1 protein-coding gene is annotated in these 229 nt (G+C 42.8%); it reads left to right on the top strand.

Annotation, left to right across the window (positions count from 1 at the left end; genetic code table 11):
- On the top strand, positions 1 to 229 hold a 229-nt coding region (locus SB756_RS36240; protein ID WP_410914086.1), incomplete at both ends, for an MBL fold metallo-hydrolase.

Genomic DNA, 229 nt, shown 5'->3' with positions numbered 1-229 from the left:
TGTATGGTCCACAAGAGACACAAGATAAGGGAACAACACAGGTAGTCAAAGATGGCGAAACTGCCTTCGTTTTGGGGCATGAATTTAGTGTAATTGCTACGCCGGGTCACACTTTAGGACATATCTGTTACTTCAGTAAACCTTATCTATTTTGCGGCGACACACTATTTTCTGGTGGGTGTGGTCGGTTGTTTGAAGGGACAGCATCACAAATGTATCAATCACTTAA

The sequence above is a fragment of the Pseudomonas sp. SIMBA_068 genome, from assembly GCF_046534705.1.
GTDB lineage: Bacteria > Pseudomonadota > Gammaproteobacteria > Pseudomonadales > Pseudomonadaceae > Aquipseudomonas > Aquipseudomonas putida.
The sequence above is the reverse complement of the archived record's forward strand: the minus strand, read 5'-3'. Positions and strand labels throughout refer to the sequence as shown.